This is a genomic window from Alicyclobacillus dauci (assembly GCF_026651605.1).
Classification (GTDB): domain Bacteria; phylum Bacillota; class Bacilli; order Alicyclobacillales; family Alicyclobacillaceae; genus Alicyclobacillus; species Alicyclobacillus dauci.
The window spans coordinates 116,379-131,951 of sequence record NZ_CP104065.1 but is presented as its reverse complement, the minus strand read 5'-3'; the positions used below and the strand labels follow the sequence as shown (position 1 = coordinate 131,951).

The 15,573-nt window shown below is 51.6% G+C and carries 12 protein-coding genes; 4 read left to right on the top strand and 8 right to left on the bottom strand.

Features of this window, described 5'->3' with window-relative positions; translation table 11 throughout:
• The first annotated feature begins 139 nt into the window (after nucleotides 1-139).
• On the top strand, nucleotides 140-319 hold the full coding sequence (locus NZD86_RS23755) for a hypothetical protein (RefSeq protein ID WP_268043677.1): 180 nt from the start codon (nucleotides 140-142) through the stop codon (nucleotides 317-319).
• A 3-nt stretch (nucleotides 320-322) separates the two neighbouring features.
• Nucleotides 323-664, top strand: coding sequence for a type II toxin-antitoxin system PemK/MazF family toxin (locus NZD86_RS23750; RefSeq protein WP_268043678.1), 342 nt, complete (start codon nucleotides 323-325; stop codon nucleotides 662-664).
• Here the strand turns inward: NZD86_RS23750 and NZD86_RS23745 are convergent.
• The 7 genes from NZD86_RS23745 to NZD86_RS23715 all read right to left on the bottom strand — a co-directional run bounded on the left by NZD86_RS23745 (nucleotide 656) and on the right by NZD86_RS23715 (nucleotide 13,167).
• A complete protein-coding gene (locus tag NZD86_RS23745; protein ID WP_268043679.1) occupies nucleotides 656-1,936 on the bottom strand; it encodes a TIGR02679 domain-containing protein in 1,281 nt (426 codons plus the stop codon). The genes NZD86_RS23750 and NZD86_RS23745 overlap by 9 nt on opposite strands.
• Before the next feature lie 17 nt (nucleotides 1,937-1,953).
• A complete protein-coding gene (locus NZD86_RS23740; RefSeq protein WP_268043680.1) occupies nucleotides 1,954-6,129 on the bottom strand; it encodes a TIGR02680 family protein in 4,176 nt (1,391 codons plus the stop codon).
• Between the two features lie 26 nt (nucleotides 6,130-6,155).
• On the bottom strand, nucleotides 6,156-7,373 hold the full coding sequence (locus NZD86_RS23735) for a TIGR02678 family protein (RefSeq protein WP_268043681.1): 1,218 nt from the start codon (nucleotides 7,371-7,373) through the stop codon (nucleotides 6,156-6,158).
• On the bottom strand, nucleotides 7,370-8,929 hold the full coding sequence (locus NZD86_RS23730) for a TIGR02677 family protein (protein WP_268047084.1): 1,560 nt from the start codon (nucleotides 8,927-8,929) through the stop codon (nucleotides 7,370-7,372). The genes NZD86_RS23735 and NZD86_RS23730 overlap by 4 nt, the downstream gene beginning before the upstream one ends.
• A gap of 320 nt (nucleotides 8,930-9,249) precedes the next feature.
• Nucleotides 9,250-10,524: an MFS transporter gene (locus tag NZD86_RS23725; protein WP_268043684.1), complete on the bottom strand. Its 1,275-nt coding sequence runs from the start codon at nucleotides 10,522-10,524 to the stop codon at nucleotides 9,250-9,252.
• 211 nt (nucleotides 10,525-10,735) lie between these two features.
• The gene (gene pdxA / locus NZD86_RS23720) at nucleotides 10,736-11,740 is read right to left on the bottom strand and encodes a 4-hydroxythreonine-4-phosphate dehydrogenase PdxA (protein WP_268043685.1); all 1,005 of its coding nucleotides are present in this window, start codon (nucleotides 11,738-11,740) and stop codon (nucleotides 10,736-10,738) included.
• A 56-nt stretch (nucleotides 11,741-11,796) separates the two neighbouring features.
• Complete coding sequence (locus NZD86_RS23715) at nucleotides 11,797-13,167, bottom strand: four-carbon acid sugar kinase family protein (RefSeq protein WP_268043686.1); 1,371 nt, start codon at nucleotides 13,165-13,167, stop codon at nucleotides 11,797-11,799.
• A 156-nt stretch (nucleotides 13,168-13,323) separates the two neighbouring features.
• Here NZD86_RS23715 and NZD86_RS23710 point away from each other — a divergent pair, with 156 nt between their 5' ends.
• Nucleotides 13,324-13,494, top strand: coding sequence for a DeoR family transcriptional regulator (locus NZD86_RS23710; protein ID WP_268043687.1), 171 nt, complete (start codon nucleotides 13,324-13,326; stop codon nucleotides 13,492-13,494).
• Entirely contained in the window at nucleotides 13,491-14,108 is a 618-nt protein-coding gene (locus NZD86_RS23705) for a DeoR/GlpR family DNA-binding transcription regulator (RefSeq protein ID WP_268043688.1), read from the top strand. Before NZD86_RS23710 ends, NZD86_RS23705 begins: the two co-directional genes overlap by 4 nt.
• A gap of 273 nt (nucleotides 14,109-14,381) precedes the next feature.
• Here NZD86_RS23705 and NZD86_RS23700 read toward each other — a convergent pair whose 3' ends face one another.
• Nucleotides 14,382-15,569, bottom strand: a complete 1,188-nt coding sequence (locus tag NZD86_RS23700) for an alpha-amylase family protein (protein WP_268043689.1) — start codon at nucleotides 15,567-15,569, stop codon at nucleotides 14,382-14,384.
• Nucleotides 15,570-15,573: the final 4 nt, after the last annotated feature.

Below are 15,573 nucleotides of genomic sequence, written 5' to 3'. Positions count from 1 at the left end.
TTCCGCTTACTTCACACTCAGTTTTCCTTCAAATTCGACCTATCCAACCGCATTACCTCTCCTCTGTCACAATAGTCAATCTAGTTGTATAATGGTATTTAGATAGGCGTACCATGTCACCATAAAGGTGGTGACATGTGTGCAATCGAAGAAGGGCGATAAACGAATGTCTTCTGTGCTCAACAAGAAATATGCAGAATTGGATGTAGGGAAATTAAAAGCACGGGCTGAAGTGCTCAAGACGAATGACGACGGTTCTGTTTTGTTGCATAAAGATGACCCTGAACATGTCGAATGGTTTGAGGATGATGAAGACTGATCCATGAGCAAATATAAAGTTGGCGATATCTATTCCATTCGAGTGGAGTTCGAAGAAGACCCCCAACAAGCGAAAATCAGGCCTGTTGTAATTTTGTACATTGATGATAACGAAAAACCTGTTGTGGCCTTTGTTCACCCTATCACAAGCAAGGCGCCTCAAGACCCTCCAAAATATCATGACAACTTTAAGGTCGAGATACGTCACTGGCGAGAGGCGGGGCTTCGCAAGCCTTCCTGGGTCAAGTCCAATAGAGTAATCCAGATCGATGTAAAAGCATTTATAACCTATATTGGACATATGAACGACACCGATCTGTTACGTTTGCTGGAATTGCTAGACTAAACCACCTACAAAATCACTCACCAACACCGGAATAAACTGCTCCTGAAATACCTTTCTCCGCACGCTCGCCATCGTTTCAATCAGCATGTCGTCCCAATCCACTTTGAGATTCTTCAGCGCTTGCACTTCCCGCTCGGACAGACCCGGTTGTTTTGCGTTACTCGCGGATCGATATGTACATGTATCCATGTGCCACGGTTCCAGACTGTGTCCATATCGTTGGCGCAAAAATATTGTCATCTGCAATCCTTTGACGTCGAAGTCCCCGTTGTAATAAAGAGTTGCACCAGACGCAACAGCCATGTCCAACAGGCGAAGCGCCGCGACCGACGGCTGCCCACTTGTGCAGACCACGGGGATGCCAGTTGGGATCTGTTCAGTTAACTCGGCAAAAACAGACGGATTCTCGACCACGTAAACCGCTTCCACTGCCGGTAGTTCGGTAATACGACTCTCTAGTGTGATTAATGGAATAGCAACGGGCGCGTCGTAAAAACCTTCCCAATTCCCGACCCAAACAATGGAACTAACGTCATCCAAGACAATTCCGGCCTTCGAGTACACCATTCGCGTATATTCGGAAGGCGAGTCAGCTCCGTACAGGTCGTCGACTGACTCGAGCGCCTGCATAGACGTCAACGTCTCCATCCCTGCTTCATCACCTATTAAAGCGACCAATCCCCAATAAAACACCTTGCCGGCCAGCGTATCTCTATCTAGTCCGTGTGGATTGCCAGTCACATGGGCCGCAAATACCGGAAGTCTCCACACGAGATTTGATGAAAGCGAGAGTTCCAGAGCTTGTACAGCGTTGCTCCAAGCATCGCACTGACCAGTCTGCACGTACTCCTGATAGCAATCGAGATAGGTTCGATACCCCGGCGCATCACGTTGGCTTAGTCGGTCGATCCAATCGAGAATCGATGGAAGGCCGACGTCGTGTCTCGCCCACATACAAAATGCGGACCAATTGGCTTCGGATTCGACCACTCGTTGTTCGCGCGTTGTCATGTCGGGAAACAGATAACCTAATGCTTCCTCCAGGGTTACGTCGAATTTGCTCGCCTGGAGTGCAGCGTCAATCTTGGTTAGTTGCACAGCGAAACGGGTCTGACCGTAGAGATTGATGGCCAAAAGACCCGACAACGCCTCAACCTCGTCTGTCGAGACATCGTCGAGTTTCACCGTTCCACCAACGCGCCCATATCGCTCATATTTATCCCTAACCGCATCCCATAATCGCTTTAATCCGGTTTGGCCAAGATACCTCAACAACTCCTCAGTACACATCAGTCATCACCGTCTAGAGACTCATCCAATCCGCTCGGACCGTCTGTTATCGCAGCCTCATGGAACGCAGGCCAATCATCTCCGTCGATCATACGCCTCGTGTGACCGTTCCAGTAGTACGGGATGACCGTCACAAAATCAACGTCATTGGGTCGAAAGACTTCATAAATCGAGAGTGCCGGCACAGTGTCGTAGCAACCCCACAGTTGTTGACTGGTCATCATGTAATCAAACTTCATGTCAGTCAACAGTTCGAACATGTCGCGCATGTTTTCTTCATCGACACCCGCGAACGCCTCGTCGAGTGAAATGAGACGAGGTGCATCTGGGTGAGAGTCCTTAAATCTCGAGTCCGTCGCGGCGAACAAAGGAATGTACATCGCCATGGCTTTTTCACCACCACTGAGCACGTTGAATTGTGAGTCAGTCAGCTCGCGGCGCGATTGCATGCCCTTGCGAAAATACAGGGTGAACGAGAACCACGTACGATAGTCGAGCAACTCCCGAATCAAACTGCGAAGCGTGTCGCCAGATTCGGAGGCCTCCTTCGCGACGCGAATGCGTGATCGGAAATGTTCAATCATGTCTTCCATTTCTTCTTCCAACAAGGTGCTGGGACTCTTTCGCAGCAAATGGACGAGACGCTCCGTGTCCAGTTCCCGCTCCCCGCGCGCGGGTCGGGGCTTCCAGTCCAACGCAAGCACCATTCCACTCGACGTATTTCGGAGCGACATAAACTGATTCATCTCTTTGACCCAGCGCTCTGCCCGATTGATTTTATCCCGTATTGCACGACCGACGCTGTGGATTAGGATCTGTTCGTACAACTCGCGGTCCTTCTCGCTAATCAACACGCGCTGTTCTTCCACCATCCGGGTAAGTTCCAGATGAACCCGATATGGCGTCCACGGCTTGCTCCTATCCCGAGCGGACACGACAAACATCCGTTCCAACGACTCGTCGAACCGCGACTCGAGCGAGTAGTCGAGGAGCGTATTTTTCTCGATCGCGAACGTTTCCTGCAACTGATTGGTGACCTGCTGGATATTGCGAGACTCACATACGCTGCGCAATGCTCGAAATACTTGGCGTGCCATTTGAATGGCTTCCTGCCGTCCGAGGGCCGAAGTCGTTTCACCCGTAGTCTCCCTGTCGTGGTCAGTTAAGCCGAGTTTCCATTCTTGTCGGAACCGTTCGATGCAGTTGTCGAGAAGGGTCTCGATCCGATCAAACGCTTCGCGCCTTGTCTGCAAACGCTCCTCGGCCCTAACCTGCGCTTTGACGCAGTCCACCTTCCTATCCTGTAACTTTGCAACCTCGGCACGCAATGTTTCCAGCCTGTCCTTCAATTGCTTTTGCTGCTCGTACACATCAAGAACACCGAGCGACTTCATTCTTTCTCGAAGCGAGGCCATCTTACTTTGCAGCCCCGACTGACGTCGACGTAAATCCGTCTCGCTGCGCAAGTCGTCGTCGATCCGCCGCTCCAATAGATCGATCTCGTCTCTCAGAAAGGAAATTTCCGACCGCATGTGCACAGACAATTGAACACTCGTCTGGCAGGCTTGACACGTGCGTTCATAGTTGCGTAACTGTACCAGCGCCTGCTGAAAATCCTCTTCGGACCTCAATACTCTCCAGCGGCTCGTGAAGGAAACCAGCGCTTCTGTCGCCTTTTGCCAGATGGATTGTTGAGATCGAAACGCCTCAGTCTGTCTCTCCTCAACTTCCCTCGCGTGAGCAAAATCACGCTTCGCTCGCTCGACCGCCTCATAGCACGTTCTCAGTTGGTCCTCTTGAGGAAAGTCCGCAAACTCCACCTGCATTTGCTGAATTCGCCGCGAGACCTCGGAAATCTGCCCATCCAGTTCGACGATTCCATCGGTGAAGGCGGCAATATCCGCTTTTAACCGTTCCATAGCTGCCTGTCGCGAACGTTTTCGTGCTTCATAGCCAATCCACTCGGCACTCGGTTTACTCGCACCTTGTCCCATTAACGGCCCTAGCACGTATTGTCCGGAGGTCGTCACCGCAGCCGCGTTGGCGTCACGAACCTCAGCTGGATCCGTGATCAGAATAGTGCGAAGCACATCTTCGACCAATAAAAGTGTCAGCCCGCTCTCTTCTGGAGGAGTGGGCTTCAGGTAGTCCGCAAGGGTGTAGCCGAACACGGCCGGATTCGGGCGGATCCAACCGTCTTCATCGCCCTCCGCAATCGCGGGCGGTTCAGGTGACACCCATGCGTCTAGCAACCCACTCTGAAACAAAGCTGTCTCCAACGCGGCGCGAGTGGGCTCGTCCACTTCATCGCGGAATTCACACGCCTTATATAGAGGTGCACCTAGGGTGTGATCGTCCATTTCCAATCCCATCCGCCGGTTGCGCGTATCTGCTCTTGCACCCGTCCTTGGCGGCTCCGCTTCTTTGACGGTGCGCCATTCTTCTAGCTCCAGTTCCAATTGCGTGCGCTGCCCGACCATCAACGATCTCTCGTGTTCCAACTGCAACCGCTGTTCGGTCGCCTGGCTGCGGCCCGTATCAAAAGCTTCCTTCACAGGAACGAGAATCTGGTCGTAAGAAATCTCGCCGTACTGTCGGAGTCCGTAGAGGAGTGATCGCCAAGCCTCCTCGGACAACGGCAGCTCTTTCAATCCCTTAAACCATGCGTAGGCAGCGTCTTCCTGCGCGCCAATCGCCTCTGCCAATTCCTTTTCCCGCGTTTGAACCGCACGTTCAGATGCGTCGCGGCGCTCCCTTGCCTCGCTCATCTGGCGGTCAGCTTCCTTTAGCTTCGCCGCCTGTACGCGCTCTTGTTGGCAAAGATTCACCGCATGTTCGAGCTCGTTTCGATAACTGTCCACGTCCACCAACCAGCGTTTCCACGTTGTATGATCCAGCTCTTCTGCGGATCTGCCAGCCGGTATCGCGTAGGCGTCGTGGACCGCGAACTCAATTTGCGTCGCTATGTCTGCCATTTCCGCAAGCTGATTACGCTGTACGTGTTCTTCCTCGTCCAACTTCCGCAACGCAGTATCCATGCGAACGTGTTTCTGCTTTACGCTGTCGCGATTCGTCGTAATCCGGCCTTGCGTCGACTCCAATTCAGTCTCGGTATCCTTCATCCGATTTTGTGTGCCCTCAAGCTCGACTTGGAGATCCATCGCTTCCGAGCGGTTGAATAGTTCGAGTTCTGTTTCTGTTTTGTCGAGTTCCTGAGTGGCTTTCTCAAGTGCGACTTCCGTCTCGTGTCGTTGCGCTTCTGCCGCCTTCAGAAGTGCTGCACTCTCCTCCACCGCCTGAAACGCCACATCAGAGTCTTTGGTCGCGTCAACCGTCCGCTTTGCCGTATCAAACAGCCATATCTGGTTGTACCGTCCATAAACGTCAGCGAGTCGTTTCGCAGCATCCTGATGCAGAACCAGTTCATCCAGTCTATCGCTGATTTCATCCATGTCCTGCAAGACCTGCGACAGCGGGAGCAGATCGTCATCCCCGAGCGGAGGCAACGAACTATTCAAGATGGAATAAATCGTGGTCGGACGAAACTCTTTCGACAATTTTGGCGATCTCAATTGAATCAGCAGGTTAAGCAAATCTTTGTACGCCTGCTCATCCTTGAAACCGAAGAGCACCTGGTTGACCATCTGCTGATATTCGCGTTGCTCTTTGACGACTTTCCCACCGCCGCCAATCGCGGCTTCGAGCCCAGCGTGATCGAGCGGAATTTTCTCCCCTTCCCGTTCGAACACGTCCACGTCGTAAAGGAAGAAGTCACGCCCTATCCGGCGACCGTCGGTGAGACTGAAACCCCAGAAGCCGACCTGCGCCGCCCCACGCCGCGCCCTCATACCAATGCCAACCGTCACCGTCTTTTCCGATTCCGGCTTGATGAACTCCAAATAGACGTAGCCGGTCCTATCCGAGATGCCGCTATCGGTGTCACCTAAAAGGTAATATTCGATTTTTCGGTCTTTGGAACCAAACGGATCGAGCCGAACGGGCCGCTTGTCGCCGTCGAGGACAAGTGGGAGAAAACTCTGCATCGTGACCGACTTACCCGCACCATTCGCACCGCGGAAAATCATTCGACCGTCTGAAAGTTGAAACACTTCGTCCGTATAAAACCAAAAGTTCAACAAACCAGCGCGGTTCATCTGCCATCGTTCGTGTGCCATAGGGTTGCCCTCCCGCATTTACGCATTTAATCGATCACCGCCGCATATTCGCCACAAAATCTCGATAGCCCCGGCAACAGCAAAATCCCGCCTAAGTCATCGGGCGCCGCCAAGTTCCACTCCACCATGTGCGCTAGAATATCCTCCGCCAAAAGCGTGGTCGACTTATCTCGATGCTCCTTGGTCCAATAAGCTTCACTCTTGTCGCGGACAGCCAGTAAGAGGCCCTCGAATTCGCTGCGCGTCAGGCGAAAACAGCCATTCTCATCGCACGGATATCGGTCCGGATATTGAGCTGCCGCTTCACGCAACTGCGCTGCGAGCAGCATTGTGACATCTGATGCCGCTGATTGTGTTGGAAACAAGTCCACTTCTGCCATCAGTTCGGGCCAATGGAAGTAGAGTCCTTCACGAAAACGCCGACCCTGGAGCCCAACCATCTCGCCCATTTGAGAGATGATCCACGGACGCTTAGTCTGAACATATCGCCGTTCATCGTCCGTCCATTCCCAATCGTAGACGATAGGCTCCATCAACAAGCGGCGGAACACTTTTTGACGGCGGGATCGGACATCCGCGTTGTGAAGAAGTTCATCGCCCACCGGTACGGTCGTCGTCTGCTCAACTTCATACAACGCTTCGATCTCGCTGTACGCCATCAGCTCTTTCGGAAATCTCCGAAGTAGGTATCGGGCCAACGGCGAAGCCTCATAGAGCACGTTAGCGCTCGCGCCATCACGAGCCCATCCCGTTTCCTCGCCCTCAATGGAAGTGAGCACGCCTAACGCTCGCAATTTTTTAAGCGCACGCACCATCGACAATCGGTGATCGTACAATGTCCAATCGACATCGAAGTGCGAGCCCAACAAATGATTGCGAATCGCCTCGACCATTTCCGTCAATAAAAACTGGTCAGTATCCGACTTGGCTTCCAAATACCACAGTCCATATGTGAATAGCGCGTAATCACGCGGCTGGTGAAAGCCGTCAATGCCCATCCAGCTCCGATATACAGCAGGCACCTTTTCGAGCTTCGCGAACGCTCTCGTCACCAACAACGAATACCCAGCGTGATCGTGAAACCAATCGCGCAAGTACCCGTAGTGGTCCTTGATAAGGAGAAACTCGTCCGGGTGGTCCTGTTTCGTAATCCACGGTCGACTGAGCAACGCCATCGCCACTGCCTGCAAATCAGATTGAACCTCTGCGCTCGATGAGCCCCGTCTGCGGCTCCGTCCGTTCATGTTCTGCTCGCCTCCCGCACTGACAAGTGGAAATTGGGCATGTCCAACTGTCCATCTGAAAAACTCAGTTCCGTTCGATCATCCGACTGCGGCAGACTCAATTCGATATGATAGCCATCCGCCGTTCGAATTTGTTTGGACTTACTCACCAAACAACGGCTGATCCATGAGAGAAGCACTCGCCGTTGCTCGACGGTTAAAACGTCGAGATCAGACAAGTGAAAGGCCCCAAGTTCCAGGAACCACCGCACGACCGCCGCCTCGCGTTCCAACTGTGCCAATAACACCTGTTTCGCCTCGGCCTGTTCGCCATCGCGCACCTTCACAGGCTCCGTCGTTCCAGCCCGGCGGCGAACTCGACTGCGTGAGCTCAATGCACGTGTGATGGGTTCCTCGTCCCACATCGACAAATCAGTTGAATCTGACGATCTCGGCGGTTCACCTTGAAAATGACGCGGCTTCATCAAGCCGTACACAGCCGCCCCCAGTTTGTGGGCTTCTTCCACCGATTCAAGTCCCAGAAACCACTGTCCGAGATAATCGAGCTCTCGCCGACGACTGATACCGAGTCTCTGCTTCTCCTGAATTGCGATGGCATACCTAACCATTCGGCCAATCGTATCCTTCGTCGCCCGTTCGAGAAACACGACGTCACTTGCTTCTGTTTCACTGCCGATAAACCACCTCGTGAAGATGGTCCATTCCTCCATCCGCCGCTCTAGACGTTCCTCGGCCGACAACACCTCATCCAGGCTCGGAGTTCGCATTTCATCCTCTACCACAGCAGATAGAAATGCCCGCCACACGTCAGAGTCTCCACCGTGAATCAGTCCTTCGACTTGTGTCCCATACTTTTGAAGTCCGATCATGAAATTTTGCAGATAATTCGTCAATGTATCCTTAAAGACAAGAAATTGTTCCGTCAACATCAATTCTTCCGCACGGGTAGTCTGTAGGCTAGCTAGATAATCAGAGGCATTCTCGTGAAGTACGCGAAACGAAGTTTGCAAATCACGCCATAATTGTGAGGCTTCCCCCGGTGCAAACAGCCCCGTCCGTTCAACGATGGACCGCACGTATCCGACGATCCGCTCCAACAGTGTCGGCTCCAGAGAACCCCCATACCCCTGTACGTTCTCTAGACTCTCAAGCATTCGCTCAATCTCAATCGCGTACGGTGTCATCTGATAGCGATACCGTTTGCGTAAGTATTCCTCAATGGAATTCGCCCGTCCGCCATCGTGACTGCTAGTTAAATTTCTCCATTCGGTTAACACATCTAGATCTCGCTGGCACTGTTCAAGCGTATAGTCATCGATTAAATTCCACGCCGAAATGCCCGAGAACACATCCTCTGGCTTCAACCAATATTTCAATTTGCTATGATTTTCGTAAAAGAACCGCATAATCAGGCGGTATCGACCCACATTTTCGGCATTTAGATATTTGACCTCAGGAACTGGTTTAATCCATAATTCACGAAGTTGATGTCGGTTCATGGCACTCATCCTCTGCAAAACTACCGAATCTATTTCCCCAGTATACCGAATATCCATGACCTCTTGAACCTCCTCAATTAATAGGATAGGAGAGTCTTCTTCATAAAAGATAGACTGTATGTTTTGGTTTCCATGGAAAAGAAATGGTAGATCTATCTACGTTATTGACAACTTAGAGAGGGTCTATGCTGAATTGAATGAATACTTATTTAATTATTTGAATTCTACCTATGACGTTTATGCCTAGCACATTATGATAAATGAAAACCCAGCCGCCATAAGGCGCTGGGTTTCTCACAATGGTTGGTCATGGTTTTCTATGGTTTCCTCGAGACTACACCGCTACAGAAACCTGTCAATATAGTGACACGCTCACATCACCCAGCGATTTGGGTCTCGTCTATCGCTGACTGCGCCCGCTTGTCGGTCCGCAGCAATGCCACGAAAATCACGGTGATGAGGAGGAACACGGCCAAGAGGAAGAATCCAGCAAACCCACTTCCAGTGAGCTGTTTGACGTAGCCCACCATATAAGGGCCAAGGAATCCACCTAGATTGCCAATGGCGTTGATGAGACCCATCGAAGCCCCCACGATCTCGATACGGAGCAGAGAACTCGGAATAGCCCAAAAAGGTCCGTAAGGACTGTACACGGCCATGGCGGTAATGACGAGGAAGATCATCTTCGTAGTCGGATCGTGTGCAACCAATTGTCCTAAAATGAGGCTCAGCGCAGCGATGATCACCGGCACGGCAATGTGAGATTGTCGTTTGCCGCGTTTATCTGACCAGGCGGAGTTGAGGATCATGGCGATGAAGGCGAAGATGAACGGGATCGCGGAGAGAATACCAACCATACCGGAATTCGTGACGCCTTTAAACTCTTTGATGACAGATGGAACCCATAGGCTAAAACCATAGAAACCAGTAATCCAGCACAAGTAGACGGCGATTAAGATCCACACTGTTTTGTTGCCGAGGGCTTGCTTGAAGCCGCCATTAGCCGGCTTTTTGTTATTCTCCGAGGCCAGCACGGTTTGAATGAAGCTGCGCTCTTGGTCCGAAATCCAGCGGGCTTCGCTGGGGCGATCCGACAAAGCAAACCACCAAACAATGCCCCATATAATGGGCGGTAAACCCTCGATAAAGAACACGTCTCGCCAACTCGCAACAGTTAAGAGCCAACCAGTGATAGGAGTCATAATAATGGACGAAACCGGGAGACAGGCCATCCACAGAGCGTTCGCACGGGCCCTTTCATTCTGCGGAAACCACGATGCCAGTAGGACGAGTACAGCCGGCCAAACGCCACCCTCAAAGATACCGAGGACGAAACGCATGACGTACAGTTCCGTCGTGCTTTGAACGAGTGCTGTTGCCATCGCAGAGATGCCCCACAGCATCATCAGGATAAATACCACTCGTTTCGCACTCCACCTACTTGCTAAATACCCACCCGGGATCTGCAAAACCATATATCCAAAGAAAAATATGCCTGAAGCAAAACCGGTTGCAGCGCTAGTCAGGTGGAAGTTTCCACCGACATAGGGCAAAATCATCGACACGTTGATCCGATCCATGTAGGCAAGCATGTACATGATGGCAGCCACCGGAATGATGTACTGCCACCGCTTGGCCGGGACTTTTGACATTGGTATTCCACCCCCAGGAATCAAAAACGATATAATATTCAGAGATCTACGTTTCCAACTGGACAACGTCGCAAAGATGAGAAACGATTCACCCCACTATCGGTCATCATGTTTGGTAGCGCTTTCAAAATCAGTGTGTAGGATCACCCGCGCGGCATCATGCCTGCGTAAGCAGAGAGCCGCGCGGAAATTTCAACCTCGATCTGCCTCGTTAGGCAAGTTTAACACCGGATCTGGCATACTCAGCGCCCACCCGAACCGCCTCAATCATGCTTACCGCACTCGCCTTTCCCTGACCGGCAATGTCAAATGCGGTGCCGTGATCGACACTTGTGCGCAAGATAGGCAGACCAAGCGTGACACTTACCGTACGCTCGAAGTCCATCATTTTGGCGGCGATGTGGCCCTGATCATGGTAAAGTGAGAGCACTGCGTCAAATCGTCCCATACGCGCCATGTGGAACACAGAATCGGCTGGGACCGGCCCTGTAACGTTGAGTCCGCGTGCGACTGCCATCTCCACAGCTGGAACGATCTCTTCCATCTCCTCATGGCCGAACAATCCGTGCTCCCCAGCGTGTGGGTTGAGGCCTGCTACTGCCAGACGAGGATTTTCGAAACCGAGTTGCTTGAGCGCGCTCACACATTTATCAATGCCGGCAGACACCCTCTCCTGGGTAATGAGACGACAGGCTTCTGCAAGGGACACGTGTCTCGTGAGAAAGAAAATTTTCAAATTCAGAATGGAAAACATGGTCATCTCTTCATTTGCACCGGTCATATCCGCAAACATCTCCGTGTGACCGATATATGGTACATTCGCAGCCTTCAAAGATTCCTTATTAATCGGTGCGGTGACAACGGCATCAATCGCCCCGTCCATGGCCAGTTGGATGGACTTTTGAATGTAGGCGAACGCCGCCCGCCCGCAGGATTCTTGTACTTCCCCATACGCCACGTCGTGTGCGTGAATGGCATCGAGATCGAGCACATCAATGGTGCCGTACTCGTAATTGGCTTCGGCCGGAGAAGAGATTTTGTGTACGTTCGCAGTCAGGCCCGAGAAGCTCAGTGCGTCTTCGACGACGCTCACGTCGCCGATAACGAAGGAGCGTGACATATTGTGCACTTCTTGATCAAGCATTGCCTTCACAGTGATTTCGGGTCCGATCCCGGCCGGGTCTCCCATAGTCAAAGCTAAAACAGGTCGTTGCATACAAAACACTCCTTGTCTTTGTTGCCTCTCGACGGCGCATTAAGCAGGTAAAAACGCTAATGACGGAGGATGGTGCTCATCATTTTCGCTGCCATCCGAGAAACAGCAACTTCATCGCCAATGGAACCACCTTTGGTTACGACCCATCGACCCATCAAGAAACCGTTTTCCGGACGGCTCAGCGTCGTTAGTGGAGCCAACTCCTCCTCGAGTGACAGGCGAGTCACACCGAGTGCAGTCAGTATGGAGGCTGCAGCTTCGCCTCCTGATAAGTAAATCCCAGAAATGCTGGGGTACTCCCCCAAGATGCGACTAACCACTTGCGGTAAATGCTGGACAACGGTATTGGCTTCCTCCGTCGGCAATTGCCACGTGTCGGTCCTCAGAAAAATAGTGGACTTGAAAGGTCTGTTCCAATCTGTCTCAGCTGTGGTTTTCGATTTCGGGCATCGCTGAACGAGACCACGAATGACCTCATCGGCTGATTCGCCGCGGTAATGGTACATGTGCACGTACGGATCGCGTTCGAGAAAGTCCATTTGCTTCTTGGCGTTGTGCATAATACTTGCCGAGATACCGAGGATGACAGGTGAATCGGGGAGAACGAAACCTTCGCGAGACGTGGCCGCCCCATTCGCGTCAGAGATAATACTAGGGATGGTCAACCGCTCGCCTTGCAGTCTTGAAACAAGTTGCTTTGCAAGGGCTGCTGTAAACGGGCCGGGATCGACTGGGCAAAGCGAGACAGCCGGGTGCTTCGCTGCGAACCGTGTCGCAGCCCTCGCCAGCGTGTCAATGTCGTCATCAGTCACCGCATCGCACAAGACCATCCTGACACCCTCCCCATGAATGCTTGTCAAGATATCTTGAACCTGAGCCACGCCACCGCGAATGTCTCTGATCGAGAGGCAATCATACGTATGTCCGCTAGGATCACCAATGACCGCCCTGAGGTCCGGCGAAGAGACGGGTGAAAACGGATCGTGTCCGACATACGTTTCATGAACAGGGACACCGTCGACAAAATGGATGGTGTTTTCAGTCGTCCTCCCGGATGCTGGAAAAGCCGGTACAACGAGAGCAAATACATCGGTCCGACGTTGCAAAAGAAAATCGATGGTCTTCGCTATGGACCCTCTCAAGGTACTATCGATTCGCAATCCAACCAGGTCCTCTCCGGTATATACCGGAATGTTGAGAAGATGAATGAAATCCACCAGTCGATCGCTCACACTTTCCCGAGGGATGTTTCGTGTTCCAACGTTCCACACCTGAACCAAATGGGGACTTTCCCGGTCCCGGTTGCCCTCCTGCGGGTATGTATGGGGACCTAGATGAACCGTCGCCTGAAACCCTTCATGTTTCAGGAGTGCTGCCACGGCATTGGCGCCCGTGAGATCATCTGCGAGGATAGTTATGCGCAACACGTGCACCTACTCTCCTGAAGTCGTCCACCAAGAAACAAGTAGTCGAAGTCATCTCGTTGATGTTACAATTTGTTCATTAATGTTCTTATATGTTCATTTTAGATAGGATTATAATTCTGTCAAGTCTGAAAAGTCTGATTGAGGTGACCCTCGCCGATGCTGTCCGTTCAACGTCGAAAAGAGATCTTTCGAATTCTGCACTCGCAGGGTCAGGTACAGTTGCATGACCTGGCCAACCGGTTTCGTGTGTCTGTTATGACCATCCGACGGGATTTAGAGTTGCTTGAGCAAGAAGGCAAGGCACGCAGAGTTCACGGGGGGCGGTGATATCCGAACAATTATGGGGTCCTCAGCCAATAGACAAGAAGTCCGTCATGAACGTGGACAAGAAGCTTCAGATAGCGGAGACCAGCCTATCGCTGCTTCGTTCATGCAGTTCCTTGTTTTTAGATGCTGGGAGTACTACGTATGAAATCGCGAAAATCATGTGCACTCATGTACAGAAGGAACTCACGGTATGTACAACCGATCTTCACATTGCCGATCTCCTCCGCCAAGAGGAGCGATTTCATGTCTATTTTTGTGGCGGTATGGTCGATCGCTCTACCGCAAGTGTCGGAGGAGAATTTTCTGTTCATATGATCCGTGCACTTCACGCAGATCTAGCGTTCGTCGGCTGCGATGCCGTCACTGTGAAAGATGGTGCGATGGGAACAAGGATAGCAAACATTATGGTGAAACAGGCGATGATCGAGCACAGTTTGCAATCCGCCCTCGTTGCCGATTCTACCAAATTTGGTCGGGTCTCCTTCGCCACGATCGCGCCATTATCCGCCTTCGATTTCCTGGTGTCTGACCGCGACATCAGTGACGATGTGAGGCAATGTGCCGTAAAGTGTGGTGTACAGACCCTTCCCCCGCGGAGGCCGGTTTTTAGATAAAACGAATGTTGTACTCTGTGCTTGGAACCTCTGTTCGCGGGGACGGGATCCAGGCGTGCTCTCTCCGAACTACTTCGTGCAGATATAAAAAGGGGCTTCACATATTCGGTGAAAACTCCTTTTTATATTTGGTTGAGGTGATTCGTGTCAGGACAAAACCACAACCTTAACACGGGACAACGCTTACAGTGTTTCTGCCCCTCCGATGAGAGACTCTCCTAGTACGCCTTACTGTGGAGAGACATTAGCCTCGTGACAACACACAATGGGACGTCAATCGACTTCAAAGGTTGCGCCAATCCATTTCAGACGGCTTTCTGGAATCAAGCCGTAATTGTAGAAATTGATGCCGTTTGTACCGTTTTCGATTGTTTTACGAATTTTGTCAATGAGCTCATCTTTCGAATGAACTTCCGGATAAAAGACTCGAAAACCGGTGAGCAGCGGTGTGCTCGACTCAACGGTGTCACGGGATGTCTTGGTATCGATCCCCACTTGACGTGCGTCCGTATCATAACAGCATACCAACACTGCGTCGCACACCTTGGATATCTCATTCACGTCCACACCGATGGTCCACGCAGTATCGGTTACTAGACTTAAGAAGATCACATCGGTGCGCGGATGAACAGCTTCGCGGACTTCACGGGTCAGAGAGGTGACAACGCCGTTCCGCCACTTCAAGAATTTGTAGAACGGTTCGTTATCTTGAAAGAAGTTCATACCCTTGGAATAGAACTCCGGGTCAATCGGCTGTGGAATATCCCGCTCGAATGTGACCAACAATTCATCTTGGACGTACTTGCGAACGGCTTCAAACTGCACGCCTTCTTGTTCCGCGCGCTCCCTGCAAGAATTACAGAAGCAAAGCGACAATAGAAACTGCTCGTAGTCGTTTAGACCAATACCATCCTTCTCGTGATGGAACTCATGTGGGAAGCCCATAAAGCTGAGAGATTCCAGTTCGACCGCATCAATCTCGTAGTTCGTAGTGAGGTCCTTCAAAACTGTTGTTATATAAGTACGTGTGGCGGGGTTACTTGGGCATTGATTGTAGTAATAGTGATCGCCGAACGCATTCACGACAGTTACTTCTGGATACTCCATACCAATTCGGGTATTGTGCAAACACACGAACCAAGAGGAGAGTCGAAAGCCTTTCTCTCTCCTGTCATTCGACAATTGGCGAATGAGGGCGTCGCATTCGTCGACATATGAAACCGTTCTAGGCTGAATCAACTGACCTTCGTACAATTCCGGAGTGACGTGAAAGTATAAAGTACCGTCTTCAGGGAAGTACACTTTCCGTTTGGGGCTGCGAGGTTGGACAAACCGACCCGCATGGTAGGACATCGCCAAACTGATTGAGTTCAGTTTCGCGATATCGAATAGATCGCCGTACACTCGTTCTTTACCGATATCGAGTACATCCCACGGATATGTCCACATCGAACGGATCATGCAC

Excerpts from the sequence above, each read along its gene's own strand:
- NZD86_RS23700 (WP_268043689.1), bottom strand. The coding sequence starts at position 15,569 with ATGATCCGTTCGATGTGGACATATCCGTGGGATGTACTCGATATCGGT.
- NZD86_RS23740 (WP_268043680.1), bottom strand. The coding sequence starts at position 6,129 with ATGGCACACGAACGATGGCAGATGAACCGCGCTGGTTTGTTGAACTTT.
- NZD86_RS23710 (WP_268043687.1), top strand. The coding sequence starts at position 13,324 with ATGCTGTCCGTTCAACGTCGAAAAGAGATCTTTCGAATTCTGCACTCG.
- NZD86_RS23735 (WP_268043681.1), bottom strand. The coding sequence starts at position 7,373 with ATGAACGGACGGAGCCGCAGACGGGGCTCATCGAGCGCAGAGGTTCAA.
- NZD86_RS23725 (WP_268043684.1), bottom strand. The coding sequence starts at position 10,524 with ATGTCAAAAGTCCCGGCCAAGCGGTGGCAGTACATCATTCCGGTGGCT.
- NZD86_RS23730 (WP_268047084.1), bottom strand. The coding sequence starts at position 8,929 with ATGGATATTCGGTATACTGGGGAAATAGATTCGGTAGTTTTGCAGAGG.
- pdxA (WP_268043685.1), bottom strand. The coding sequence starts at position 11,740 with ATGCAACGACCTGTTTTAGCTTTGACTATGGGAGACCCGGCCGGGATC.
- NZD86_RS23750 (WP_268043678.1), top strand. The coding sequence starts at position 323 with ATGAGCAAATATAAAGTTGGCGATATCTATTCCATTCGAGTGGAGTTC.